This window comes from Duganella lactea (genome assembly GCF_009857505.1).
GTDB classification, from domain to species: Bacteria; Pseudomonadota; Gammaproteobacteria; order Burkholderiales; family Burkholderiaceae_D; genus Rugamonas; species Rugamonas lactea.
The window spans coordinates 86837-111038 of record NZ_WWCP01000017.1; the positions used below are offsets into that span (position 1 = coordinate 86837).

The 24202-nt window shown below is 58.2% G+C and carries 19 protein-coding genes, 1 tRNA gene and 1 pseudogene; 13 read left to right on the forward strand and 8 right to left on the reverse strand.

Annotation, left to right across the window (positions count from 1 at the left end):
• Positions 1-212 precede the first annotated feature (212 nt).
• Positions 213-3596, reverse strand: a complete 3384-nt coding sequence (locus GTP44_RS15280; protein ID WP_161020097.1) for a DUF748 domain-containing protein — start codon at positions 3594-3596, stop codon at positions 213-215.
• A 50-nt stretch (positions 3597-3646) separates the two neighbouring features.
• Here GTP44_RS15280 and GTP44_RS15285 point away from each other — a divergent pair, with 50 nt between their 5' ends.
• Positions 3647-4786 carry an aminotransferase class I/II-fold pyridoxal phosphate-dependent enzyme gene (locus tag GTP44_RS15285; RefSeq protein ID WP_161020098.1) on the forward strand — a complete coding sequence of 380 codons (1140 nt, stop codon included), beginning with the start codon at positions 3647-3649 and terminating at the stop codon, positions 4784-4786.
• 26 nt (positions 4787-4812) lie between these two features.
• Here the strand turns inward: GTP44_RS15285 and GTP44_RS15290 are convergent, their stop codons facing one another.
• Entirely contained in the window at positions 4813-5028 is a 216-nt protein-coding gene (locus tag GTP44_RS15290) for a hypothetical protein (protein ID WP_160992877.1), read from the reverse strand.
• Between the two features lie 125 nt (positions 5029-5153).
• On the opposite strand from GTP44_RS15290, the gene GTP44_RS15295 reads away from it, so the two are divergent.
• The 4 genes and pseudogenes from GTP44_RS15295 to GTP44_RS15310 all read left to right on the forward strand — a co-directional run.
• Positions 5154-5423, forward strand: coding sequence for a hypothetical protein (locus tag GTP44_RS15295; protein WP_161020099.1), 270 nt, complete (start codon positions 5154-5156; stop codon positions 5421-5423).
• A 651-nt stretch (positions 5424-6074) separates the two neighbouring features.
• Positions 6075-6542 (forward strand): hypothetical protein, encoded by a 468-nt coding sequence (locus tag GTP44_RS15300; RefSeq protein ID WP_161020100.1) that lies wholly within the window; start codon positions 6075-6077, stop codon positions 6540-6542.
• Positions 6499-7137 (forward strand): tellurite resistance TerB C-terminal domain-containing protein, encoded by a 639-nt coding sequence (locus GTP44_RS15305; protein WP_161020101.1) that lies wholly within the window; start codon positions 6499-6501, stop codon positions 7135-7137. The genes GTP44_RS15300 and GTP44_RS15305 overlap by 44 nt, the downstream gene beginning before the upstream one ends.
• Positions 7134-7871, forward strand: a pseudogene (locus tag GTP44_RS15310) (BREX system ATP-binding domain-containing protein); the annotation flags it as partial. The gene GTP44_RS15305 and the pseudogene GTP44_RS15310, both read left to right, overlap by 4 nt.
• Here the strand turns inward: GTP44_RS15310 and GTP44_RS27835 are convergent.
• A complete protein-coding gene (locus GTP44_RS27835) occupies positions 7832-8686 on the reverse strand; it encodes a UvrD-helicase domain-containing protein (protein ID WP_161020102.1) in 855 nt (284 codons plus the stop codon). The pseudogene GTP44_RS15310 and the gene GTP44_RS27835 sit on opposite strands and share 40 nt — an antisense overlap.
• 515 nt (positions 8687-9201) lie before the next feature.
• Here GTP44_RS27835 and GTP44_RS28225 point away from each other — a divergent pair.
• From GTP44_RS28225 to GTP44_RS15330, 3 genes are all read left to right on the forward strand, one after another.
• Positions 9202-9504 (forward strand): HipA domain-containing protein, encoded by a 303-nt coding sequence (locus GTP44_RS28225; RefSeq protein ID WP_371867229.1) that lies wholly within the window; start codon positions 9202-9204, stop codon positions 9502-9504.
• Positions 9505-9613: 109 nt separating this feature from the next.
• On the forward strand, positions 9614-10834 hold the full coding sequence (locus GTP44_RS15325; protein ID WP_202424089.1) for a 4-hydroxybenzoate 3-monooxygenase: 1221 nt from the start codon (positions 9614-9616) through the stop codon (positions 10832-10834).
• A 44-nt stretch (positions 10835-10878) separates the two neighbouring features.
• Positions 10879-11994 (forward strand): FAD-dependent monooxygenase, encoded by a 1116-nt coding sequence (locus GTP44_RS15330; protein WP_161020103.1) that lies wholly within the window; start codon positions 10879-10881, stop codon positions 11992-11994.
• Between the two features lie 72 nt (positions 11995-12066).
• Here the strand turns inward: GTP44_RS15330 and GTP44_RS28035 are convergent, their stop codons facing one another.
• Positions 12067-13707 carry a methyl-accepting chemotaxis protein gene (locus GTP44_RS28035; protein WP_161020104.1) on the reverse strand — a complete coding sequence of 547 codons (1641 nt, stop codon included), beginning with the start codon at positions 13705-13707 and terminating at the stop codon, positions 12067-12069.
• 279 nt (positions 13708-13986) lie between these two features.
• Here GTP44_RS28035 and GTP44_RS15340 point away from each other — a divergent pair, with 279 nt between their 5' ends.
• The 4 genes from GTP44_RS15340 (at position 13987) to GTP44_RS28040 (ending at position 18508) form a co-directional block, all read left to right on the forward strand.
• Positions 13987-14841 (forward strand): AraC family transcriptional regulator, encoded by an 855-nt coding sequence (locus GTP44_RS15340; protein ID WP_161020105.1) that lies wholly within the window; start codon positions 13987-13989, stop codon positions 14839-14841.
• A gap of 688 nt (positions 14842-15529) precedes the next feature.
• The gene (locus GTP44_RS28230; protein WP_161020106.1) at positions 15530-15712 is read left to right on the forward strand and encodes an EAL domain-containing protein; all 183 of its coding nucleotides are present in this window, start codon (positions 15530-15532) and stop codon (positions 15710-15712) included.
• 118 nt (positions 15713-15830) lie between these two features.
• Entirely contained in the window at positions 15831-16061 is a 231-nt protein-coding gene (locus tag GTP44_RS15350; protein WP_161020107.1) for a hypothetical protein, read from the forward strand.
• A gap of 725 nt (positions 16062-16786) precedes the next feature.
• Positions 16787-18508: a methyl-accepting chemotaxis protein gene (locus GTP44_RS28040; protein WP_161020108.1), complete on the forward strand. Its 1722-nt coding sequence runs from the start codon at positions 16787-16789 to the stop codon at positions 18506-18508.
• Between the two features lie 173 nt (positions 18509-18681).
• Here the strand turns inward: GTP44_RS28040 and GTP44_RS15360 are convergent.
• Together GTP44_RS15360 and GTP44_RS15365 are read right to left on the reverse strand one after the other, a co-directional pair.
• Positions 18682-18752, reverse strand: a tRNA-Gly gene (locus tag GTP44_RS15360).
• A 154-nt stretch (positions 18753-18906) separates the two neighbouring features.
• Positions 18907-20127: a PepSY-associated TM helix domain-containing protein gene (locus GTP44_RS15365; RefSeq protein ID WP_161020109.1), complete on the reverse strand. Its 1221-nt coding sequence runs from the start codon at positions 20125-20127 to the stop codon at positions 18907-18909.
• Between the two features lie 396 nt (positions 20128-20523).
• On the opposite strand from GTP44_RS15365, the gene GTP44_RS15370 reads away from it, so the two are divergent.
• Entirely contained in the window at positions 20524-22698 is a 2175-nt protein-coding gene (locus GTP44_RS15370; RefSeq protein WP_161020110.1) for a TonB-dependent siderophore receptor, read from the forward strand.
• A gap of 261 nt (positions 22699-22959) precedes the next feature.
• Here the strand turns inward: GTP44_RS15370 and GTP44_RS27555 are convergent, their stop codons facing one another.
• On the reverse strand, positions 22960-23109 hold the full coding sequence (locus tag GTP44_RS27555) for a FecR/PupR family sigma factor regulator (protein ID WP_229256927.1): 150 nt from the start codon (positions 23107-23109) through the stop codon (positions 22960-22962).
• 179 nt (positions 23110-23288) lie between these two features.
• Positions 23289-23801 (reverse strand): sigma-70 family RNA polymerase sigma factor, encoded by a 513-nt coding sequence (locus tag GTP44_RS15380; protein ID WP_371867227.1) that lies wholly within the window; start codon positions 23799-23801, stop codon positions 23289-23291.
• Positions 23802-24202: the final 401 nt, after the last annotated feature.

Here is a 24202-nt window from a genome sequence, read left to right on the forward strand (position 1 = left end):
ATACTAGAGCATCTCCACCAGGTCTGGCAAGACTTTTACGCGCCAAACAAGCCGTGGCTATTGGTAGGCGGGCCCCTGGATGACGATGGGCGTGGGCGGCGCCGGCGGCGCTTGCGGCACGGCGTTGTTCAGCATTGCCGAGTTGTGTCGTGGTTGCCATGCACGCAGCTTAGGCGGCCAAAGCCGGTTCAGGCAAGCTGAGCCGGTTTGATCTAGCGCAAGGCTGGGCGTGCCGACAGTGCCAGCTTGACCGCGACGGCCTTGCCGCTGGCCTCTTCGGTCGCCACCGGCGCGCCCGGCGCCGCCACGCCGCCCGCCTCCTTCAGCGTGGCCACCACCGCCGCCGCGCGCCGCGCGCCCAGTTCCGGCAAGGCCTCCTTCGGCAGCGGCTGATGCTGCAGCAGGCGCTCCTCCAGCTTGCCATAGAACGCCGTCGCATCCGCCACCTGCGGCTCGCCCTGCACCAGGTTGCCGAGACGCCGCAGCACCGGCAGTTTCTGCTGCGCCGGGCCGGCGGAGGCCGAGGTGGAAGCGGCGCCGGCAACTTCGGCGGCTTGCTTCTCCCGCTCCAGCTCGGGGGCACCGAAACGTTCGGCGTACAGAGCGCGTATCGCGCCGCGCACCGTGCGCTGCGACATATCCAGCGGCCCCGGCTGCTCATTGGCCGCCAGCTTGACGCCAGCGCGGCCCAGCACCTCGCGCCGCAAGGCTTGCATCCGCAGCGCCGCGCCATCGGCCGCCTCGCTGTACAGGCCCGGCACGGTCAGCTTCAAATCCGGCTTCTTCGTCATGAGCTGTGCAACCTGCTTGAGCTTCTCACGCTCGGGCGGCAGCACGACGGCGCTGCCGGCATCAAACTCCACCGCCTCCAGCTTCTCGCCGCTGACGCCGAACAGATTGCCCAGCGCGCGGAACGGCGACGTCACCACCTTGGTCAGCACATTGCCCAAGGCTTTCCACACCAGCGCGCCATAGCTGAAGCTCGGGTCGTTCAGATTACCCGTCACCGGGATGCCGAGGTCGATGCGTCCGTTGCTGTCCTTGAGGACCGCCAACGCCAGTTCCAGCGGCAGCTTGAGCGCGTCCGGGCTATCGATGCGCTCGCCCAAAGTCAGCTGATCGAGGATGACCTGATTGTTGCCATCCATCTGACCGTTGCGCACCTTGTACTGCAAGTCCAGCGAAATCTTGCCCTCGGCGATACGGTAGCCCGCGAACTTCATGGTGTAAGGCGACGCCGACACCATGTCGATATTCTTGAACAGCACGTTCAGATCGGTGTTATCGGCCGGTACGAAGGGATTGAGCTGACCACGCACGCGGGCCAGGCCGTAATCATCCACCCGGCCGTCCAGTTCGATCTGGGTGCGCGCGTCACGCCTGGACGACAGGCCGTTGATCACGCCGTTCAACTCGTAAATCCTGGCGCCAAATTGCGGACGCAAACTGAGGTCGGTGAAGTCCAGCTTGGCGTCCTGCACGCGCACGCGACGCACGCGCAGCGGGAAGGCTTCGGCGGACGGCTCCGCTGGCTGCGCGGCAGATGCGGCAGGCGCGGCGGCTGGCTGCTCCACCAGCAAGCGCTGAGCGTTCAAGCTGCGGTCGTTCTCAATGATCAGAATCGCGTTCGGCTCCACCACGCGCAACTCGGCCACATCCAGCAGATTCGGCTTGACGCTCAGCGCCAGTTGTTCGGCGCGCACGCTGGTCCAGTGGGCGAAGCGGTCGTTGTCCAGTTCGTTCAGCGACAGTCCGGCCACCTCGAACGACCCATTGTAGCGCAGCGCCGGGTCGGCCTTGCTGGCGCCGCTGCCGGTCCGTAACCAGCCTTGCGCGTTGATATTGCCGTCCGCGATCTTCAGCTTGACGTACTTGCTCAGCAGCGGCTGCACCGGCGCCAGCGCCAGCTTGGTCAGCTTCAGTTCGCTATCGAGCGCGCCGCTGGCGGGAACCACTTTGCCTTTGGCCTGTAACAGACCGCCCTCCTTCAGACCGACGCCGCCTTCGAACGCCAGCGGTTTTTTCAGGTCCGTGCTGGCGTCGTGCAGTTTCAGGTTGAAATTTTGCAGATTGACCTTGATGCCGGAGCCGGCATCGGCGAACAGCGCGCCGACCTTGTTCACCTCGACCGACTTCACGTCCGCCGTCCACGCCGGACCGCGCTGCTCGGCTGTCGTCGCGGACGGCGCGCCACCACCGGATTTCGGCAACAGATCCAGCACCATGAACTGGCCCTTGGCGTCGCGCGACAGGTCCAGCTGGCCGCCATCCGCATACAGGCGGCCGGCGTTGATCTGGTGCGCCTCCAGGTCCAGCGACGCGTCATCGAAACCAAGACGCCCCAGCTTAAATGGCGCCTGCATGCCGCTGTTGAGTGACAGGTTATCCAGCGAAAAGGCCGCCTTGTCGATGTTCAGCTTTGCGCCATCCATCTGCAATGCCAGATTCAGCCTGGCGCGATTGGCGCTGACTTTCAGCGCCGGGCTGACGGTCTGGTCAAAATAATTGAGCGCCACGCCGTCCAGGCCGATCTGCTTGAATTGCAGCTTCCAGCCGCCGGCCTTGGCGGGCGCAGGCTTGGCCGCGGACGGCCGCGCCGGCAAAGTAAGATTCGCCACGTCCAGCTCGCCGCGCGCATCGCGCCGCACCGTCAACGCCCCGCCGTTCACGCGCAAGGCGCCAACCTGCACCGACTGCTTCAGCAAGTCGATACCGATATCGTTGACCGACAACTGTTTCATTTGCACAAACGGCGCATCGGCGCCGCGCCGCAGCGACAGGTCTACCAGGCTCAGACCAGCACCTACCAGGCTGGCGTCCAGCTTGCCGTCGAGATAGCTGAACTTGTACGGCAGCTGCGCCGACAGCTTGCCATCGGCCACCACCACGCGCGAGAACGATTTCAGATAGGCCGCCACGCCTGGCAGCGCGACGTTTTCCAGCGTCAGCAAACCACTGCCGCCGATTGGATTGACCGCCGCCACGCCCTTCCAGCGCAGCTTGCCACCCTGCCCCGCGTCCGCGCTCAGCGTGTAGTCGCCGTTCTCGGACGGCAGCGTGCTCAGGTTGTTCAGCGAGAAGGTAATCGGCGTGAAGGTCTCGTCATAGCCGGCGTGCTGGTCGTGCATCGCTACCTGGCCGCCCTCCAGCGCAAAGTGGTCGATCACCAGACGCGGCAAGCCGCTATCGGGCTCGTCCTTCTTCTTGTGCCGCTCGATGGTGGCCAGCAGCTCGGCGATGTTGAACTTGCCATCGCGGGCAATCGACAACTGCAACGCCGGCGCGCTGATGCGGATCTCGGCCACACTCCAGGCGCGGCGGAACAGCGAGCGCCACTGCATCTCCAGCGCCAGCCCCCCGACGGCCAACAGCGGCGCGCCATCGGCCTCGGTCAGGGTCACATTCTTGGCTTCCAGCCGCAGCGTGAAGGGATTGAAGCTGACCTCGGCGACACTGGCCTTGCGCTCCAGTTCGGTTTCCGCATACTGGGTCAGCTGGCTCTTGATGATGCCCGGCAGTAGCACGAAACCGGCCACCGCATACATCCCCACCGCGCCCGCCACGCCAATTGCCCATGGCTTCAATCGTCTCGTCATGCCCAAAACCTTTGCTGTTTTTATGCTACAGGCAACAGTATAATCGAAGCATGAATGCGCAACTTGAACCGTTCCACGCCATCGCCATCAGCAAACAGGCCCACGCCCTGAAAGCCGCAGGCCGTTCGATCATCCACATGGAATTTGGCCAGCCGTCCACCGGCGCGCCGCAGACCGCCATCGCCAAGGCGCACGCGGTGCTCGACGCTGAAGCCATGGGCTACTGGGAAAGCGCGCCGCTGAAAGAGCGGCTGGCGCGCTTCTATCAGGAACGCTATGCCGTGCGGGTCGAGGCCAGCCAGTTTATCCTCACTTGCGGCGCGTCGCCGGCGCTGGTGCTGGCGCTCAGTTCACTGTTCGCGCCGGGCGACCGCGTCGCCATGGCGCGCCCCGGCTACGTGGCTTACCGCAACACGCTGAAGGCGCTGCACATGCAGCCGGTGGAGATCGCCTGTGGCGCCGACGTCGGCTTCCAGCTGACGGCCGCCGCGCTGGCCGCGGTCGAGCCGGCGCCGCAAGGCGTCATCATCGCCAGCCCGGCCAATCCGACCGGCACGCTGATCCGGCCGGATGAGCTGAAAGCCATCGCCGAGGTGTGCCGCGCGCGCGGCATCCGCCTCATTTCGGACGAGATCTATCATGGCCTCAGCTACGTCGAGCCGGCGCAGACCGTCCTCGCCTACGCGCCGCAGGCGCTGGTGGTCAGCAGCTTCTCGAAGTATTTCAGCATGGCCGGCTGGCGTCTCGGCTGGCTGCTGGCGCCGCCGGAGCACGTCGAACGCGCACAGGCATACTGCGGCAACCTGTTCCTGACCGCGCCATCGCTGAGCCAGCACGCCGGCCTGGCCGCGTTCGATGCGCTGGACGAACTGGACGGCCACCTCCGGGTCTACCGCGCAAACCGCCGCCTGCTGCTGGCCGCCTTGCCCGGCCTGGGCCTGACCACGGTGGCGCCGCCGGACGGCGCCTTCTACATCTACGCCAGTATCGCCCACCTGACCGACGACAGTCTGGCCTTCTGCCAGCGCCTGCTGCGGGACACCGGCATCGCCACCGCGCCCGGCATCGATTTCGATCCGGTCGACGGCAAACACTTCATCCGTTTCAGCTTTGCCGTGTCCACGGCGGAAATCGAAGAAGCCATCCGCCGCATGCAGCCGTGGTTTGCGGCGCAAGCGCGCCTCGCCTGAGGCGCGACGGGCCGGCCGCCGCCGGGCTACTGCTCGGTCATGCCACGTAAGTTTTCAATATCGGCGACAGCGTGGCGCCAGGCCACTTCCGGGTCCAGCACCGGCGCCGATTGCAGGCCGAGCTGAATATCCTTGAGCACCTTGTTGCCCAAGGATATTTTGTAGCGCAACGCCGTGTATTCGACGTCGTAGGTTTTCTTCAAACCTTGCTTGCGGGTATAGGTGTCGTGAGAAGCAGGCATGTCATCCTCCTTGTTCAAAACGTTCGGATAGCATAGCACCAAGTGCGATTGCTGGCAGGTCCGCGCACGGTTTATCGCGCGTCACCGGATTGAAGCCGGGTCTACAATGTTATCGGGAGGCCGACATGAACGAACACATCGCTGCGAAATACATGCCGCTCGCAACCGAGCGCACCAAGGACGCCGTCAAGGACTTGATTCCAGGCGAGCGCCGCAAGATTGATGTCGTCAATCCTCTGGACCCGACCGACCGCCTCATTACCGACATTTGGGTGATCGAAGACTACGACGGCGCGCACTTCGCGTTCCAGGACGGCCCCACCGGCGGCGATGTCTATCTGGGGCCGGCGGACCAGGTGCGCATCGCCATCGAAGAGGCGCCGTTTGCGGAGTGAGCGGCTGCGCTGCTACGCTGCCACTTCTGACACGGACTCAGCCGTTGGCTGTTGATTAGGTGGGGAACGCGCGCCTTCGGCGCGCGAGGCTGGCGCTGCGCGCCAGCAGTTGGGCGATTCGGGGCGGGATGGCCCGGTAGGGCCATGCCCTTCGAATCTCACACGGGGAGCGCGCAGGCGCTCCCCTCGTTTCCGCCAAGACATAAAAAAACCGCCTTTTAGGCGGTTTTTTTATGTCTTGGCGGAAACGGTGAGATTCGACGTCACTTAAATACTACCAATAAAATCAAACACTTATAGAACATGTTCACAAGGGTTTGTACCAGCGGTTTGTACCATTTTTTGTACCGCTATGGCAGATGGTAAACCAAGGCCCATTGCCCCGCAACCACTTCATCTCTCCGTTACCCCTCACACTTCCCAGGACAATGTCAATGTGCTCGGGTATGACAGTTGAACTAAAGTGGGAGAGTGACTAGGAAGCGCACTCTTCAAGTTAAAGCGGTTTAGAAAAAGCAATGACAATGCCCATAAAACAACTTCTCGGTTAATGAGCGTTAAGGTATCATGGACTTATTACCAAGACTCAAAAAATCAGCAATAGAGACGTCTTAAGACGCGGCTGTACGAATTCCAAACAGGGGAACTAGCTTGGCAAAGCGTCGCAAAGGAGGCAATGGCCTTACCTCCACAATCGCAATTATCGTGGCCGCACTGGTTGTCCTGGCAAAGCTTGTCGCCGACTACTGGCCCTTCTTCCTTGCCGCCGCAGCTGCCTATGCGATTTACCGATACTATCGCCACTCGCAACAATCGCAGCGAGACCCTGTCTCGAGCGCCGCGCCAAGGCCCAGCTCTGCACCGGTAGGTCATGCCAACACAGCGAACGTGACAAATCGCACGTGGAGCGCACGTCCGACTAGCCAGCCGCAATCGACCGGTAAAGCAGCCCAGCTCGAGGACGACGAGCTGAAGTCGTTTGGCTCGGCTACCAATGTCGCTCGCGCCAGCGATTACAAAATACCTTCAGCACCTAGCGAATTCAAGACTGCGCGGTGGCTACGCGCAGGTGCGGGTGAACAGTTCTGTCGCACTTTCATCAATAAAGAAAAAAGTTGAGCTACTCGACCAGCAAACTCGCGAGGCAATCGCGGCGTTTGCAGCTGCTATGGTCTTGGCTGACGGCGTAGCATTGCCAGAAGAAGTCAAACTTCTGGAAAAGATATATCTTCAGCTGGGCCTGGAACGGACCAGCGTTTACAGTGACATCCATGCAGGCCATGACGGCGCCAAGACGCTCGCTCAATCTACCAGTGCTAGCACTGGAGGTACGACACCTGGGTTTAATCTGGACCAGTCGAAGATTGCAGCACTCAAAGAATCGAGTGACAAGATTGCTCAGCGCCTTGCCGATATTTTTGTCGAGGAACCTGCACCGTCACCAGTAGTGGCTGAAGTTCCTGCGGAGCCCATGCAGTCCAACAATATACTGGGCCTGGACGAAAATCATAGCGCATTTGCCCGCATGCTCATGTCTCGTCCAATCTGGGAGCGGGCCGAGCTACTTGATGTGGCGCAAGACTTGAACATCATGCTGGACGGAGCTCTCGAAAAGCTCAACGAAGCGAGCCTTGATGAGCTGGACACAACGTTCACAGAGGGCGATGACCCGATAGAAATCAATGCAGAACTGATAGAGAGCCTGACGCAATGACCACGACAACTATTCGCCCCAAAGACCGTGATGCGGTCATTCAATCCCTGCGAGCCGGGGTCTCGCCACGGCATGGCCAGCATCTTATTCAAGTCGGCCGAAATCACGAAATTGAAACGCTCATCCAGGACATTGACCGCATCGCGGACGGTGGCTCAACCATTCGCTTCGTCATCGGTGAGTACGGCGCGGGCAAGACCTTCTTCCTCAATCTGGTCCGAGCCGTCGCCATGGAGCGCAAGCTCGTCACCGCAAACGCCGACTTAAACCCGGACCGTCGACTGCATGCTACTGGCGGCCAGGCAAGGTCGCTCTTCGCCGAATTGATGCGCAATCTATCGACCAGAACAAAGCCAGACGGTGGCGCCATGAACGGCATCGTCGAACGCTTCGTAGCAACGGCAAAGACGGAGGCGCTCACTGCAGGTACGACCGCTGAAGCGGTCATTCGCGCGAAACTGGAGCATCTGACGGAAATGGTCAATGGATTCGATTTTGCCGAAGTCATTTCCTGCTACTGCAAAGGCTTCGACGAAGGTAACGAGCAGCTAAAGTCCGATGCTATTCGCTGGCTCCGCGGTGAATTCTCTACCCGCACCGATGCACGCCAGGCGCTGGGGGTACGCACAATCGTTGACGACGCTTCGTTCTACGACCAACTCAAGCTGTTCGCACGTTTCGTGCGCCTTGCGGGCTACTCTGGCTTTGTCGTGTGCCTAGCTTCGCCTGTTTCCGCCTCCTCGCCCATCACCGCCTCAGCTTCTTTTTCCGTCAATTCGAGTAGGTTGTCGACATCGAAATCCTGAACGGGTCCTTCTGTTTCGCGGTCGAGCAGCTCGAGGACTACAGGACGAGGATGCATCGCCGACCGCGCCATTTTTAAAACCATCGAATGAAATGTCCGAACAACGGACTTCGCCTCGTCTTCGGATATCGGGCACCCCCACTCATCCATCCGCTCGCGGTACTTCTTGATGAAATCTGCACGGCTCGCTCTGGTAAAGGTGAAGACGGATATCTGCCCTCTGTCAATTTCGGCATACAAATTGAGAAGAAGAACACGCAGGACAAGGGAGGTGGATTTGCCCGAACCCGCGCCAGCAATGACGTAAGTAGCGGGACAGTCCGATAGGATCATGTCCCATTGGTGCGACTCCGACTCCGGCGGATACTCAAGCCTTCCGTTCACATCAGATTGGAACTTGGCAATATGCTGGCTAATCGGAAGTGGATTCGGGCTTACTAACCACTTGGCCCGCTCAATCGCCGCTTCGCGTTCGAGACGCTCCGCTTCCTCGATTGCCTCCCGCTCCTTACGGGCGACATCCAGCCGCTCAAATGCCCTCCCCTCTTCGAATCCAAGCCCGCGCGACGATGCCACCTCTTTCGCCAACGCAGCAGCATGCGCATCGCTAACGCTCTTTAAGTTCTGTTCGAACTGTCTCCTAGCTGCTGCCCGTTCGCGGGCGCTAACTTCCGTAACTTCCTCTTGGTGGCGGCTCACTGTGACCAGCGAAATCACCTCCAACGCTCTGTCGATCCAATCCATTCACACAACCCCATTCATTGATACTTGGCAACATCATATACCACCAAGGTCCAATGATTAGCGAATTGAGAACCGACTCGCTTGATAGAAAATAGGCGCATTTCAAATCTGGGTTGAGATATCGCCTGACTGCGCCTGTAATCTCCCACAGGACCGCAGGCGTAAGCCTACCCAGCCGCTAGTGCTTGGTCAGCTACTGAACGCAGTGCTCGAAAAATATTCGAGTTTGCACGGTAAGCCGATAATTTAAGCTGGCCGCTCCTGTGATGGTTCATTCGGATCGAGTCCGCACTGTCCAAAACGTTCGCCAACTCGGTTTATTTCGCCTGCGAGTGCGACGGCGATGGCGCCGATCAGATTTCTTTCTTTGATTTGTTTCATACCTTGGGAATACAGATGTCATGGACGACGACGCCCATGCAACCGCCGCGCTGCGCAGCATCATCGACGTCGGCACTTCCGCCGGCGGCGCGCGGGCGAAAGCCGTCATTGCCTGAAACCCGAAGACCGATGAAATCCGCTCGGGCCAACTCGAGGCTCCGGAAGGCTTCGAACACTGTCTGCTCAAGTTCGACGGAATCGGCGACGACCACGAACTTGGCGCCTCCGAGAACTACGGCCGCGTCGAATACGCCTATCACCTGATGGCGCGCGCCGCAGGCATTGACATGACCGATTGTCGTCTCTTAAAGGAGAACGGCCGCGCACACTTCATGACTCGGCGTTTTGACCGGGAAGGCATGAGTGGTCGCAATCACATGCACACACTCTGCGCGATGTCTCATGTCGACTACAAGAAGAAAGGCACCAATGCCTAACCTTCTGCTTGCGCCTGACGCGCGCGATACTTGACCCTGCTTCCAAATGGCTGCTTTGGACGGCTGATTGGCCACTGCGGAGCACATCTTGGCTTAACGCCGATCTACGATGTTGATCATCGCAAATAGGGAACGGATCGACAAAATGTCTGTACAAAAGGAAGAATCAACCACGGTAGTCATTATCGGGGCCGGAGTATCGGGACTGACCCTTGCTAACATTCTCGTCAGGCAGAAAATTAACTGCGTAGTGCTTGAGCAGCGGAGCTTGGACTATGTGGAACGGCGTCAGCGCGCCGGCACCGTAGAGGTTCGCGCTGTGCAGATGTTTGAGCGCTGGGGAATGGGGAAATTGGTGGACGTCGGAGCTCCTTACGACGGCCTGTCCGAATTTAGGCTTGACGGGATTCCTTATATCCTCGACGAGAACGGGTTCAACGAGAATGGCCTTCCGGCAATGCGGTTGTGCCCCCAGCAACTGCTGGTAAGGACGCTGGTCGGGGCATTCAAGGAGGCTTGCGGGGATATCAGGTTCGAATCGAGCGACGTACGGCTAAGCGGGTTGGACACTGGCAAGCCGGTAGTGCGGTACGTTGACGAATCAGGCGTCCCCCGTGAATTGACTTGCGAATTCGTCGCCGGTTGCGATGGTTTCCACGGGGTAAGCCGCAAGAGCATTCCGGAGTCGGTGCTGACCGCCACGAGTCGGGACTATGGCGTCGCTTGGCTTAACGTGCTTGCCGACGTGCCGCCAAGAATCGTTATGGCGATGTCTAACAGCGGCTTCGCAGCGCAATTCCCCCGAGGGCCGCACAGCCGGTTCTATCTGCAATGCTCGGTCAACGATACAGAGGCCGACTGGCCAGATGAACGAATCTGGGCCGCTCTTCGTGAGCGCATGGGCGAGCCCGCATTGGCCGCAGGGGCAATAAGCGACCGCCTCGTGTTTCCGCTCCGAAGCGCCGTATTCGAGCCAATGAGCTACGGCCCCCTGTACCTCGTGGGCGATGCCGCCCACATAATATCCCCCGTCGGCGGGAAAGGCATGAATCTCGCGTTGTTTGATGCGGATACGCTTGCTTCGGCACTTACCGACCAGATCAAGCATGGCAGCGGCGAGGCATTGCGGAACTATTCGGACGCCTGCCTCAAGCGCACATGGAACTACCAGGAGTTCTCCGCGTCGCTGGTAGACATGCTTCACAACGCTGGCGACAACTCCAGCGCTGGCGCGTTCGGAAGGAAGCTGGCCCGAGCGCGATTTGAGCGCATGTTTAGCTCAGTGAACGCCGCTCGCAGCTATTCCGAACTGATCGCAGGCCTGGCCTGATTCAGGCCAGCCATTCTTTATTACCATAATTGAAAGAACTTAACATGAACACTTCTTCCCCGAGCGTACTTATCGCAGGCATGGGCGTGGCTGGACTCGCAATCGCCAGGCTGCTGAGAAATGACGGATGGAAAACTACCGTCGTCGAGCGTGCTGCGTCGCCCCGAATGGGAGGGCAGCCTGTGGACGTGCGGGGGCCCGCTCTCGATGTCGCGGACCAGATGGGCATCCTCGGCGGGCTGCGGGCAGTTCGCACCCGGGTTCTCGGCATGTCCGTCGTAGACGGCAATGGCGTTGAACTGGAAAGGAACACAGATTGGACACTCGGTACGGGGGAGTTGGAGTCCCCCGATATAGAGGTCTTGCGAGACGACATCATGCTTCTGCTGAGAGGCGGGGACGACTACGATTCAGAGGAGATATTCGGCGACTCAGTAAAAGGCTTCGAACAAGACGCAAACGGTGTCGATGTCAGCTTCGAAAAGGCGCCGTCACGGAGATTTGACCTGGTAATCGGAGCCGACGGCCTCCACTCAAAGGTCCGGCTGGCCGCATTCGGACCCGCCCGACGCTACGTGAAGCACATGGGGCAGTACCTGGCAGTTTTCACCTGTCCAAATTTCATGGGCCTCGATCACTGGCAAAACTGGTACCGGAGCGAGGACTGCAACTACCTCGCGTTCCCCGTCCGGGACAACTCCGCTTTGCGGGCAGGTATCTGGTTCAACAGCGACGAGATATCTCGCGAGGGCTTTTCCGCCGAAGACCAGAAGCGCCTTATCGCCAATCGCATGGAGGGACTAGGCGGGCACGTCCCCAGGCTGATGCGGGAAATGCTCGATGCCGATGATTTCTATTTCTCTCCGATTGCGCAGGTCCACATGGATCGCTACTCGAACGGCCGCATCGCCTTGCTTGGCGACGCCTGCTACTGCGCGTCGCCTTTCTCCGGACAGGGCACCAGCCTTGCGCTGATAGGTGCGCACATACTTGCAAGCGAGCTGCGGCTGAACGGACGGGACTTCGGAGCGGCCTTCCGCTCCTACGAATCCAGAATGCGCCCCTTCGTCGCAATCAACCAAGAAATAGTCGGCCTGGACAGGGCGGACCCAGGCTATCTCGACGCTTTCAACAGGGCCAAATCGGCCATCGTTATTTAGCGATTGGATTGCCCTCCGGTCCGCGCGCCGCTTGCCGGAAGGCAATTTTCCTCATAGTCCAATGCTTTCTGCTCAACGGCGGATTTCCGAGTGACCCATAGCGAGCGGCAGCCGTCTCGCTTCCGGCTCGTTTTTTCCAGCCCCGTGGCCTTCGCCGCCCAGCTGGAAAACTCCGACGAGCGCAGATAGGTCGCGTGCCTGGTCCTGCATGGATTGGGATGCAGCAGCCGACTCTTCCACTAAAGCGGCGTTCTGCTGCGTGACCTGGTCCATGTGGATGATAGCCTGGTTTATCTGCTCGATGCCCGCGCTTTGCTCGCTGCTCGCATGCTGAATGTCGATCACTATGTCCGCGACCTTTTTTATCTCGTAAACGATTTCGCGCATAGTATCTCCCGCTCTGCCGACCTGCTCGGAACCTATCCCGACCTTGCTGACCGAATCCTCGATCAGCTTTTTTATTTCTTTCGCCGCCTCAGCGGAGCGCTGCGCCAGATTTCTAACTTCCGAGGCGACAACCGCGAACCCTCGGCCTTGCTCCCCGGCCCTGGCGGCTTCGACTGCTGCGTTCAGCGCGAGGATGTTCGTTTGGAACGCGATGCCGTCTATAACGCTGATTATTTCCGATATCTTTACCGAGGAATCATTGATGCCCTTCATGGTCTCAATTACCTCGCTGACGGCATGGCCGCCCTTTACGGCAACATCGGATGCGGACTTAGCCAGGTTGCTGGCCCGCCGCGCGTTGTCTGCATTGGCTTTGACTGTCGAGGTCAACTCCTCCATGGAGGACGCCGTCTGCTCAAGTGCGCCGGCTTGCTGCTCCGTGCGGCCGGATAGGTCTAGGGTCCCTAAGGCTATCTGCGAAGAGGCGGCGGCTATAAGGTCGGTCCCAGAGCGGACTTGCCCGACGATGTTCGCCAGGCTATCGCGCATTGACCTGATAGAAAATAGCAGGCTTTCGCGGTCCCCCTTGCCAAGCAAAACGTCAGCGCTGAGGTTCCCCCCCGCAATCTTGTTCGCGAAGGCAACCGCGTCGGGCGGCTCCCCGCCCAGCTGTCGTTCCAAATTGCGGGATATGAGTATCCCGAGAATGATCCCGAGGCTCAGGCTCCCGATAACCAGCCCAGCCATCAAGGTCCGGCTCGCCAAGTACAAGCCATGTGTTTCCTCCGCCTTTTCCTTTGCCATTTTTTCCGTGACCTTTGTAATTGCGGTCAGCATGTCGTCAAGAACGTTCGCCTGGGACCTTACGTCGGCCATGGCTTTCGAAAGAGCTTCCGGTCTTTCTTGCAAGGGCTCCGAGTCGGCAAGGTCCATCGTCTCGCTCAATAGCCGGCTGTACAGCTTCGATTCTTTTCTGTAGTCGTTGAACAGCTTCTTCTGGTCTTCGTTGCTGGACAGGCTTTCAGCATTTCTGAGGTTCTCATCCACCGCAAGCATGTATTTCTGGATTCTTCCGCGCTGTTCTTCCCGCTCCTCAACCGACTTGGCCAAAAGGAAATTTCCCCGTGCCCGGCCGACGTAAATTAGGTTTATGTTTGCCTCTTTGACATAGGACACGCTCATCAGGTCGTTGCTGTACATCTCGGAGGCGAGGTCGTTTATTCTCGCCATGTTCAATATCCCGACAAATGCGACGATTGCGCCCATTACCGAAACGAATACAAAGCCGCCAATTATCTTTGTGCCAACCCTCATTTTTTTCAACATTGCCGAGTCTTTCTTTCAATAGGGAGTGAAGAACCTAAATTGATGCGCGCTGTGGGGATGCCCTGGCCGAACTAACGGAAACCCCATGGCACGCCGCGCCACGGGGCGCGCGGAATCTTTTCCCAATTCTGAAAACGCATGAAAATCCCCCATTTCTTCCGCGCCAAATTTTTCATTATTGATCGGCAGAGACTTTTCCGGTGATCCGAATCCGCCAATCAGCAATCCGTTCAGGCCATTTTTTCATCACCGGATTAACAGGTGCTGTAGTATGCGCGAATGAGAAAAACATCCATCGAAGCGCCGCCCGATCTTCTTAGGGCCGTTCAGCGCTGGTCCGAGGCGGTCGACTCCGACACGCGAGACGTCATGGCGGTTAGCTTTGAGGTCGCGACGGGCAGCCGGGCCCCCGCATTCGTGCACAGGCACCGGAAATCCCAGCTGATGTATGCGGTGAAAGGCATGCTTTATTGCACGACCGGGGAAAAGGTCTGGTCCGTTCCGTCGGGTTGCGCGATTTGGATACCCGGGTGGCAGTATCACGGCGTGTTCGCATCGGGCGAGACGAAGTGCCATAGCATTTACCTCGAACCGGGCAAGAATGTCGCGCTTCCCGGACATTGCTGCACAGTTTCGGTCTGCGCGCTGCTGGGGGAGCTGATAAAGCGCGCTTGTACGCAGCAGCGGGCGCCTGATGGGGATGGTCCGGAGTCACGTGTTTTAGGCGTACTGCTCGACGAAATCGCGAGGGCTCCGGTCGAAGATCTGCAGCTGCCCATGCCGAAGGATTCACGCCTGATGAAGCTCGTTTTGATTTTACTGAACGCCCCGTCCCAGCGGGACGGCACTGAAGCCTGGGCGAAGGCCGCCGCCCTGAGCAAGCGCAGCCTTTCCCGACTGTTCCTAGAAGAGACCGGAATGACGCTTCGGCAGTGGAGGCATAGGCTTCATGCGCTGATTGCTGTTGGACTGCTGTCCAATGGGCAAAGCGTCCAGACGGCCGCTTTTGAGTTGGGCTACGCCAATTCCAGCAGCTTCATCAAGATGTTTCGCGGAGTCCTAGGCTACCCTCCCGCCCGATTCGTTGCGAAGAGCCGGAGAGAAGAAGCTGAGCCCGTATTTTTCAGCGAGTAAGCTGGGCGCCTATGCGGCGGGCTCCATTTTCCGATGAGGAAGTGATACCGCACCATACCCAATCCAGCGATCCCGATTGCCATGCTTAGCAACTCGCACTCACGCACGACTCTGCCGCTGCCATTTTCCCATCCCTTCCATAAGTGAGTGCTGGAGACGAAGCGAGCCTTGGCGGAAATTCAATTAATTATCATTGCCGACTTAAATGACCTTCTGTAACTTTAATATCTATGGGTATAAACCGCATACAGTTGCCTGTTTCAAAGCTTTCGTGAACGCAACAACTCTCAGCGACGCGAGAAAAGCCTTTAGGAGAAAGTTGGATAGGATGCCTCTGTTGCCTGTCTCGATCAACGCATCCCCAAGCAGTTCAAGCCCGGCGGCATTCATCATTCAGCCAGGCAACTTGCAAGGCACCCGCGAGTGCCGAACCACCGTAAGTGAAAATCACTGAATCTGCAATGCTCGGTAAACAAGAAACAATACTGGCGCAACTGTCAGCCATTCGGGAGCTTTGCATAAAGCTACATTTTTATGACTGCGGGAACGGTTATTCTTAATCGTCGCAATTGCAGCATCTAAAGATGGGCGGCCTGAAGGCAGGCAAGGCCGTTACTTCGCGCCTAGACGAGTCAAATGAGGCAGGGTTGTTATTCCAGGTGATCTTATCTATGGGCAAGGGCTAGGCATGTCGGTGGTGGCAAAAGGCGTCGAGACGGAAAAACACCTCCAAATATTAAAGAAACTGGGCTGCGACGAAAATCAAGGGTATTACGTTGTCCAACTATGCAGTCAAATGAGATGGCCTAAAAAAATGAGACGCCGCTTAGTTTTGCCGGGCCAGCAAGCAAGCAATACAGAGGATAAATGATTTCGAAACAACAGCCCTACTCATGACACAAATGAAAAATGGGGAGATCATTCTTAATGTTGAGGGCGCCTAGTCGAACAATATAAGTTCATAAAATTTTAAAATATGAGAGGCATAAATGGCTAAAATTCAGATTCCACATTACCTCCTACCTAAACTGGGTTCCGGCGCGAACTCCGGATTCTGCTTGGTAACTGTTGAGTTGTTGGATGGCAGGATATTTTCCAATTTGGTTGTAAAAGAAGGGATTTACATCACGGGGCGAAGAGCGGACGTCGGCGGCGAGGGGCCATTACCTTTTTCAAGCGGTGAAATTTGCGACATTCAACGATGCGCCTTTATTTTTTAGACATGTATCTAGCAATTCAATACCGTTGCCATACATGACTTGGACAGGTCCTCAACAATGATGGACAACTAAGCGTGGCAGAAAAATATTCGCAATGGTTCTTTTTTTCCCGCATTGAAAAGCCCGATTGGTCAGACCGGCCGAAAATTTTCTTAATTTATTCCACTGCAGCTGGATATGCCCAATGGTTTCCTACTCGTATTCGCGTCTGCTCAAAAAGGAAAGCAGGAGCGCCTCTTTTTATTTGAAATTACAAATCAAAACACCCTTATTCATGCCACAACATAAGGTGACCTCATCCAAGGAAAAATCATGGATGCCATGCTCGGAAATTCGAGATTCAAAAAATCCAACAAGGTCTTCGATTGATTAGGCGAGTGCCTTGAGTGATTGGAATCAAATGGCTGCACCTGAATTACCATTACCCATGAAGGAAACGACCTGAAACGCTTAGGAGGCTGAATTTCGAAACGACAACTATAACCATAAACCATAAAAATCTGCAGTTGAGTTTTTTATTTTTCCATTGAAGAATTTCAAATCTCAACCGAATTGAAAAACCTTATATAAACAATTACTTTTTAGATTGCATTTTTATTTACCAACCAAACTCGCTATCCGATCAATATTTCTGCGCCTACATCAGTACGGGATGAGCTACCGCTGCGAAAAAAAGCAGATATTTCTAATTATTCAAAATAAACCAACTATATCCGTGGGGAAATATGTTTTTTAATAATTTTAAAGTCAGAACTCGTCTGACGTTCGGCTTTGGGCTGTTGCTGATTATTTTAATGATAGTTTCCATAATTAGCATCAGCAAGCTTGCCTCGTTGAATTATTCGCTTGTGATATGTGTTGATTTTAACGCTGAAGAGGCAAATATCATTTCAAAAGCCTTGGGTGAAGCTCAAAAATCCTCTACCGCCATGCGAAACCTGATTGTCCTCAGCGACATACCGAGAATGAAGGTACAGAAAGAAATATTCGACAGCAGCCTTGAAGCTTATGATATGGCTATATCCGAATTGGAGAAGCTGTTTCAAAGCGATCCCAATACCAGTCCGGAAGAGAAAAATTACCTGATCAAGATCACGGACATGAAGGCTACGGCTTTACCCCTAATTAAGAAAGCCGCTGAACTCGGATTTGCCAACGATCCTAGTGCGCCTGATGTTTTGATGGGCGAAACAGGGCCATCGCTGGATAAGTGGGTTAATACATTGATTGAGTTTCGCGAGTACGAGAAGAAAATAAGCAATCAAACCGCTAGCGCTGCGTATGCGAACTACGAGGCCAGCAGGCTACTAATCATCTCCATTTCAATCGGGGGGATTTTCATATCTATCGCTGCCGGTTATGCTATCACGCAAAGTATTTTGAAACAGTTGGGCGGAGAACCAGCCTATGCAATGACTGTTGCTCAGGAGATCGCAAGCGGCAACCTCAATACCACGATTGCGGTTCGGGCAGGGGACGGCAGCAGCTTGATGGCCTCCATTAGGCTTATGCGGGATCAACTCGCCGATATCGTCGGGCGCGTGCGAACCGGTACAGATACCATCGCTACAGCTTCGACGCAAATCGCTGCAGGCAACCTCGACCTGTCCTCACGCACGGAGCAACAAGCAAGCTCGCTCGAAGAAACCGCGTCATCGATGGAAGAGATTACCGCCACCGTCAAGCAGAATGCAGACAATGCCCGCCAAGCCAACCAACTTGCCGTGTCGGCATCGGAAGTGGCTCTAAAGGGCGGCGCTGTGGTGGCGCAGGTGGTCGATAAGATGGCGTCGATTAGTCAATCATCCAAAAAAATCGTCGATATCATCGGGGTAATCGATAGCATCGCCTTCCAGACCAATATCCTGGCGCTCAACGCCGCCGTCGAAGCAGCGCGGGCCGGCGAGCAGGGACGAGGTTTTGCCGTAGTGTCCACCGAAGTTCGCAACCTAGCGCACCGTTCCGCCGCCGCCGCCAAGGAAATCAAGATCCTGATAGACGATTCCGTCATCCAGGTGGATGCCGGAGGAAAATTGGTGGACGAAGCAGGCGTAACCATGACCGACATCGTGCATTCCATAACCCGCGTGACCGACATCATGAGCGAAATTGCCTCGGCCAGCCTGGAGCAAAGCACGGGCATCGAACAAGTTAATTCGGCCATTTCTCAAATGGATGAGGTAACCCAGCAGAATGCCGCGCTGGTAGAGGAGGCAGCAGCAGCTGCCAACTCCATGCAAGAGCAGGCCGCAACGTTGTCCCAGGTCGTCAGCATTTTCCAGCTGAGGCAACAGACGGCGGCAGGTAGCCACGCGGCAACACCTCTTGCCGAAGTACCATTCTCCCCGCAGACATCCGTGCGGCGCATCGTACTCGTGCCACCTGTGCCTACGCACCCAGTGAAAGAAGTCTCGAAAGCTGACGCGGGAGAGTGGGAGCACTTCTAAGCCCGGTCTGAATCGAGGTTAGTCCAGGATGGTGGGCGCCCATGCCTATTCGGGTCAATTACAGCCAAGCTGTAATCAATTTGCTGCGCCGCCGTGAGTTTCTGTGCGCTTGCTCGATGAACTGTGAATGTGAAAAAGGGCAGCCCAAATCAGGCTGCCTTCTTTATTTTTGAGGGGGGAGAAGAGTCTCGAACTCTCACCCTCAACTTTGGCAGAGTTGCGCTATACAAACTGAGCAACTCCCGCTCAGGAGTCTTTGGAGGCGAGGATGGAAGTCGAGCCCATCTACACGGCTTCGCACGCTCCCCTCAGTTATGAGTCAATATCTGACGATTGCCACAATTGACACCTCACCAGTGAGTTTTTAACGGCCGATGAGTGGCGGCAACAGAGCCTGCTCAGCGGCTCCGCCCCTGTCTTTTTCGCCACCAGATCAATACGCCTGTCACACTCAGAATGCTCACGGCGACACCTGCGGCAGAAATGATCAGCTTGATCGGGAGCCCGCCCAGCAAGCCACCAACGGCGGCCCGGTGCAGCAAGGTCAGCCACGAGCGCAACGTGTCACCTGCGGCCGCACCGCTCGGCAACCAGCGCCCCCGGAATTCACCAGTGTTGGCATCGAAGATCACGCGTGTTACGCCGTTGACCCGCGCCACGTCGATCGAGCTTTTCACATCGTAGACATAGAGCCCGCGCTCCGGCACATGCGCCAGCGAATCCTCGCCAACGATGGTGAAGCCCACCTCCTCGGCCTGTTGCGCCATCAAGCGCCTGGCAACAGCGCGCGCGGCCCTCCAGTTCAGGTCTGGATGCCGCTGCGGAGCAGCCAATGGCGGATACGCGTCCTCCGTCAACTGCTGCGCAAACAGGCTGCCCATGATCGGCTGGTAGACTTCCTTCAGATTGAAGGCGACGCCGCTCCAGCCAAGCACCAGTAACAACGCCCACGGCCACAGGCCGCCGGCGCGATGCAGGTCAAACACCAGCTTGTACCCGCCCACAATGCGGATCTTCCACGCCGGCCCCCAGCGCACGCGCCAGGATTTTGCGGCGGGCCGCTGCGTGCGCGGCGGGAAAGTCAGCCAGGCGCCGGCAAAGCAATCCAGCGTCCATAGCAGCGACACTACGCCAAAGGCATACGTCCCCACCGTACCGAGCACCAGCGTGGTATGCAAGCGGTAAATGAACGGCATCCAGTTTTTGCGGCCTTGTGCAAGATCGCCCCATTTACGGGTGCCCAGCAGCGCACCGGTGTACGGATTGATGAAGGCCTGGTCGTCGCCGACACTGCCATCCGCCGCGGGCGGCCGACGCTTGATGGAATACATCACGCTCTGGCCGGGCTCCAGATGCAGCGACGCATAACGCAGCTCCACGTCCGGAAAGTAGGACAGCACTTTTTCCCGCAGCAGCAAGGCATCCAGCGGGAGCGCTCCCGGCGGCGGCTCCACCAGCATCAGTTCCGGTGCGGCCAGTGCCTCCAGCTCATCGTTCCACGCCAGCAGCGTGCCGCTGATACCGGCGACCAGCAGAAAGCCCGCCAGCACCAGGCCGACATAGCGGTGCAGCAGAACCAGCAAACCTCGTTGCGGCAGGATGCGGCCGGAGAGCGTCATGCAGCATCCGGCTGCCGCACCGCGGTGTCGCGCGCCAGCACGCCTGTCACGATGACCAGCACTGAAACCAGCCGCACTGCTTTCCTACCCATAAATTGTCCTTGCCCACTGTCGCTCCGCTTAAGACGCCGCAGCGCCCCTCATGTTTAGTAATTAAACAAATGACGCCTTCACACGTCTATGAGGCACTACCTCACGGAGCCGCCCCCTATGTCCTTACAACCCGCACTGCAAAGTGGCGCATCCGCCGCAGCGCTCGGACGGGAGCTCGCTCGACATCTTCGGCGTCGCCGTGCAAGCGGTGCGAGGCTATATTCCCCGGTCTTTGCCATCCGCAATGGCGGCATGGGCGGGCCATCATGATTTATCAACCAAGGCATGACTCAAGCATCTCCTATGAAAAATAACGATATACCTTCGCGTCCAAACCATCCATGCCGCAGTGTCCTGTCGCTGTCGCTGCACGCAGCGCTGATGGGCGCGGCCTGCAGCGGCAGCTGGGCCTATGCCCAGCAAGGGGGCCACGCCACCGATGAAAAAACCCTGACGACGGTCACCGTCAGCGGCAGCGCCATCGCCGAAACCGCCACCGGAAAAGTCGACGGCTACGTCGCACAGCGCAGCGGCAGCGCTACCAAAACCGATACGCCGCTGATTGAAACGCCCCAGTCGGTATCGGTGGTGACGGCCGACCAGATCGAGGCGCAGGGCTCTACCTCGCTACGCGAAGCGCTGGGGTTTACGCCCGGCGTGGGCATCCAGGGCAACGGTTACCGCGACGCCGACAATATCGTCCTGCGCGGCTTCAGTATCGACAACAGCAGCATCCGCCGTGACGGCATGCGTTCGCCGAGTAACACCTTCACCGGCCGCCAGGAACCGTTTGGCCTGGAACGCATTGACGTGCTGCGCGGCGCCGCATCGCTGCTGTATGGCGCCGCCGAACCGGGCGGCATCGTCAATCTGGTCACCAAGCGCCCGACCACTGAAAGCCTGCACGAGATCAGCGTCGAAGGCGGCAGCTACCAGCGCAAGCAGGTCACCGGCGACTTCGGTGGCGCCCTCAGCGACGACGGCAGCCTGGCCTACCGCTTCACTGCGCTGAAGCGCAACAGCGACACCTTCATCGACTTCGTTCCCGACAATCGCTGGTACGTTGCGCCGGCGCTCACGTGGAAACCGTCGGCGACCACCTCGATCACGCTGTTAGCCCAGTACCAGAAGTCCCGCTACAACCGCCAGTGGGGCGTGGCGCCGGAAGGCTCGCTGCTGTACAACCCGAACGGCAAGCTGCCGGCCGGACGCTACATCGGCGAGCCCACCGACAAGAAGGAAGACACACACAAGAACATCGCGGCGCTGATCTCGCATAAGCTAGATGAGCAAACCAGCCTGAATTTTTCCGTGCGCCACAGCGACGCGCTGATGCACTGGAATTACGCCGGCCGCAACTCGCTGCAGGACGATTTGCGCACTCTGAACCGCTTTGCGGTCAACCGCATGGAACACGTCAAGGCGTGGACCACAGACGCCTACCTGCAAAGCGCCTTCGTCACCGGCGCTCTGGCGCATACCGTGGTGGTCGGCATCAACGCCAGCGATGCGGATAACCGCCGCCTAAGCGCCTATCAGCTCATTGCGCCGTTGGATCTGTTCACGCCGGTGTATGGCGCCAAGCCCTATGGCGACGACGGCAATGACGGCTATCGCCGCAAGGAACGCCTGACTGGTTTTTATGTGCAGGATCAGATCAAGGCCGATCAACGCTGGGTCGCGGTGGTGGGGGCGCGCCACGACGATGTGAAGTACCGGAACAGCGACTATTTCGTCACCGACTGGAGCGAAGAGAAAAACAGCGCGACCACCGGCAGCGCCGGACTGGTCTACCTAGCGGACGGCGGTGTGGCCCCCTACCTCAGTTACAGCCAGTCCTTCCAGCCACAGGGCGACAGCGACCGTCTGGGCAAGCGCTTCAAGCCCACCAAGGGGACGCAGTACGAGGCAGGTGTGCGCTATCAGCCGCCGGGCAGCCATACCCTACTGTCGGCCGCCGTGTACCAGCTCACGCAAAGCAATGTGCTGTCGCCGGATCCGGTCGATAATGACTACTCGGTGCAATTGGGCGAAGTGCGCGCCCGCGGCGTGGAATTTGAAGCGCGCACCAACATCAGCCGCGACCTGCGCTTGATCTCGTCCTACACCTACACCGACGCCAAGATCACCAAGGCCAGCGCTGCGGACCAGGCTTCGGTAGGCCTGCGCCAGCCGAATACGCCGCGCAGCATGGCATCGGCCTGGGCCGACTATCAGCTCTCGGTGTTCGGCCTGCCGGGCTTGCGTCTGGGCGGCGGGGTGCGTTACATCGGTTCCACGCTATCGTCCGGCGATAACTACCGCGTGTCTGCCTACACGGTGGCGGATGCCGGCCTGAATTATCAGCGGGGTCACTGGAAGTATGCGCTGAATGTGAAAAACCTGGCCGACCGCAGCTACCTGGCGGAATGCGGTAGCGGCTATTGCAACTACGGCGATCCGCGCCAAGTGCTGGTGACAGCGACCTACCGCTGGTAACCGGCGTTACGCACGGCCTGCGCCACGGTCGGGGCCTGCTTAAAGGCTCCCAGGCATGGCGCCGCTGGGTGATTGGCCACCGCAAGCCGCGGCGGCGGCTCCAGCCAGGCCAGCAGTCCGTGCCAATACGCCTGTTCCGCCTCCTCCTGTCCGGCGCTGCGCACGCTCAACCACGCGATGTAGTCGCGGTACTGCGGCGGATCGCCAACCGGCGGCCAGCCAGCGTATCGGCCCAGCCCCCGTCTGCAGGCGCGAACTGCTCTAGACGTCCGACAGCAGGTGTTGGTGGGAGAGATTAATTGCGGATTCATCGCCGAAGGCCGGCGGAATCATGCCGCTCAGCATCCATAGCCGGCAGGCCTTGTCGTATTGCTTGCAATGACGTGGGTCGGCGGCCAGCCAGCGCTGCAACTCCTCGCGTGCGTGCGCTCACGTTCGCGCAGTACCCATGCCTATGCGGTATCCCATATCGGGGCCGGGGCGTTGTCGTTATTCATGCTAACTCCCGACGCTGGCGGATTTCGTCTATCCGTTTTTTTGCAAGCATAGTGCACAACAGCAGGAAATACCAGTTTCGCTTTGAACGTGATTCAGTCGTCCAACAAATTGCGGCACCTCTGCAAGGCGTCGAGCGCGTCACGTATCATGAAGTTGACCAGTGTCGCCGAGCAGCCGAGCGCCTCGGCGATGTCGCGTTGGGTCATTTCCTGCAACCGGTACAGTTCGAAGGCGCGCCGCGTGCGCTCAGGCAGACGGCCCAGTGCCTGCTCAAGCGCGACAATGACCCGCTTCTCGCTGAGCAACTTTTCCGGCGTCACCGTGGTAGGGTGGTAGATCTGTTCCACGTCCAGCCCGAAACTACGGTAGCTGGCTTCAGTGGTGCGACGACGAAAATGATCCATCGCCAAATTTCGTACGACCTGGCAGCAATAGTAAAGCGGTTTTTGCACGCTGCGCATGGAACTGCCTTCGGCCAACTTCAGATAGGCATCCTGCATGATTTCATCGGCGAGATCCGCCGCACGTACGATACTCATGGCGATCTGCCGCAACTGCTGTCTGTGCTGAACGAAAATGTCAGCCAATGGAGTTTGTAAGGACACGATATTGCTCCGAGCAACATGATTATGGAATGAGAATCATTATCATCCAATTGTACACTCAAAACAAAATTCATGTTGCCGATTTTACATCCCAGCCTAAAAAGGTTACGCATTGGCTTGGGACGCGCAGTGTGGGAGGGTTAGCCCGATATGGCCCTCCTCTGGCGCAGTCAATATACCTAGGCAGCTGTCCAGAACACTCGTCACAGCCCACGTGCAGCGATCAACGCCGCGCACCAACGAGACCATGCCGACGCTGCCAAGGCAGAAAAGCCTCACGAGTGCTCTTTCGGCGAAAGGCAGCGCCTAGTTCCACTCCTGCGAACGTAGCGCTGACGGCGACACGCGGTGGGTGTCGCGAAGCGCGGCAAACGATACTCGCCACACGATTTACTAACGAC